This is a genomic window from bacterium (genome assembly GCA_035549195.1).
In the GTDB taxonomy this organism is placed as follows: Bacteria; Oederibacteriota; Muellerivitia; order Muellerivitales; family Muellerivitaceae; genus DASZRK01.
The window spans coordinates 1-2,308 of the sequence record DASZRK010000079.1 but is presented as its reverse complement, the minus strand read 5'-3'; the positions used below and the strand labels follow the sequence as shown (position 1 = coordinate 2,308).

Below are 2,308 nucleotides of genomic sequence, written 5' to 3'. Positions count from 1 at the left end.
CTGCCAGCCTGTCCTGCGCGTCCACTTTGTCGTAGCGGTGGAGCATGTGCATGGTCTTGTGCCCGCTCACGCTCATGATCACGTGGGCCGGCACGCCCGCCTTGCGCATGTTGGTCACCGCGCAGTGCCTGAGATCGTGGAAACGGAAGTCCTTGATCCCGGCCCTTGCGCAGGCCGCATTGAAGGCGGTCTTGACGTCAGCCACTGGGCGGCCCTTGAAGGAGAACACATAGGGGCTGCCAAAAGCCACCGGCTGCCGCCTGAGCATCTCCATCAGCGACGCGTCCAGGGGGATCTCCCTGGCTTCGTTGGTCTTGGTGTCCGCCGCCTCCAGCCGTATCCGGCCCTTGGCGTAGTCCACCTGGTCCCAGCGGAGCCCAAGGATTTCGCCCCGCCTCATCCCCGTGTCGTAGGCCAGGACGAAGATGGGCCGGAGGTGTTCCGAGCAGGCCTCAAGCAGGCGCCGGTGCTCGTCTTGGCTGAGCGTCCTGTCCCGGACGTTGTTCGCCTTGAACAGCTTCAGTCCCCGGATCGGGTTGCGCTCAAGGAGGTTGTTGTTCACGGCCCGGTTGACCAGGGTCTTCAAGCACGCGATGTAGAGGTTCAGGGTGGCAAGCTTCAGGGGCTTGCCTTTCGAGCCGCTCTCGCGCAGCTTGTTCAGGAAGCGCTCGACACGGTCTGCGTTGAGCACATCAAGCGGTATATTCCCGAAATGCGCCTTCATCACGGCGATCTTCTGCTCGTCGGACTGCCAGGTGCGCTTTCGGCTCCTGGAATATTCCATGAAGCTGTCCGCCGCCTGGATGAAGCTGACCCTTTGCTTGAAGTACCTTCCCTCGGCCAGTTCCGCCATCTTTTGCAGGTGGATTTTCTCGGCGAGGGCCTTGGGGATCTTTCCCAGGGTCTCCATGCGGCGCTTCCTGGTTCCGTCCTCCAAGGTCACGTAACAGTCGATGTAGTAGGTGCCATCCTCCTTTCTGCGAAGAAATTTGGGTAATTTAAGGGCGTTGGGCCTTCCCATAGGAAACCTCCTCCGCCCCCAGCAATGCCATTATAGGCGAAGGCCAGGGTGCTTGGGACCTGAAAATAGGTCGGAATGGGGGTCAGCGGACTTGGGCCGACTGGACAAACCTGAGCAATTCGTCGCGCGTCACCAGGGGGTGCTTGCCCAACTTGACGACCTTCAATTTCCGCATGGCCATCCAGTATTTCACGGTGGCCACGCCCACCCTGCAAAAATCCGCGACTTCCTTGACTGTCAGGAGCTCAAGCACCGCCTGCCTGCGCCTCTCCTGCCCGCTGTACCTGCCCTGGCTCTCGACATGGTTTCCTGTGCTCATTGGTGACCTCTCTTTTCCCAGGCGCGGCATTTGTCTTGGAGCGTCGAAATCGGTCGCCTGGTGGCTTGGTGAATCATCCTTGGTTGGGCAATGGTGTTTCCCTTTCTTTTCCGTGTCCCTCCTGTCCTGGGCCCTCCGAGTTGGGGGAATGCGGACCTTAACGGACCGACTTTCCTGAAACCAGCGACATGACCTCGTCGCTCAAGGCGCTCTTCTTTTCCCCTATCGGCGCGGCAGGCCTGAAAGGCGGCGCCTCAAGCGCCAGGGGCTTGTAGGACTTCTTCTCCGGGCGCCGGTGGAGCATCCAATCTTCGGCCACCATGGCATCCAGTGCCTGAAGGTCCTCCCGCTTGAAGGTCCGGGCCTTGTAAAGGCGCCGCCCGTCCCGGCGCTGGACGATGAAGACCGCCTCCCCCACCGGCAAATTCCTAAGCTCGTTCGGGTGAACCAGGAATTTCTCGTACTCCTGGTCCGTGTATCCCTTTGCCTTGGGATCATTGTCATGCTTGAGGGAGTAGTTGATCTTGCGCTCAACCACCGTCTTGGTGCCGATCAACTTGGCAAACTGCTCTGCGGTGTCGGAGGTCCCCAGGCGGAAAATGGCCTTATTGGCGGAGCTGGCGAGGATGCTGTCCATGAAAGCCTCCGAGACCGCCCTCAGATCCCCAAGCGCCTGGTGGGCGAAGATCAGCCCGACCTTCGCTTCGCGCGCCTTGGCCACCAGGTCCCTGAACCTTGGGTACACTAGGTCCGCGACTTCGTCCAGGTAGAGGAAGAACCCGCGGTGGGAGCGCGACTGATAGCGGGCTGTGAGACAGGAATGAAGGTCCATCAGGATCATGGTGCTCAGCACCTTGTAGTCCGAAGGGTACATGTCCGCTGCCAGTCCAAAGACGGCGATCCTCCCCTTGGTGACCACGTCCCTGAGGTCGATCTCGGGCTCGGTCGTGTTGAGGAGCTTGGCGAAT

Annotated in this window: 3 protein-coding genes; all 3 read right to left on the bottom strand. The window is 60.5% G+C overall.

The annotated features are described in order from the left end of the window. On the bottom strand, nt 1–1,021 hold a 1,021-nt coding region (locus tag VHE12_13890; protein HVZ81874.1), incomplete at its 3' end, for a site-specific integrase. 82 nt (nt 1,022–1,103) lie between these two features. After that, on the bottom strand, nt 1,104–1,274 hold the full coding sequence (locus tag VHE12_13885; protein HVZ81873.1) for a helix-turn-helix domain-containing protein: 171 nt from the start codon (nt 1,272–1,274) through the stop codon (nt 1,104–1,106). A 223-nt stretch (nt 1,275–1,497) separates the two neighbouring features. Further along, nucleotides 1,498–2,308: TraM recognition domain-containing protein (locus VHE12_13880; protein ID HVZ81872.1), on the bottom strand; the 811-nt coding region annotated here is incomplete at its 5' end.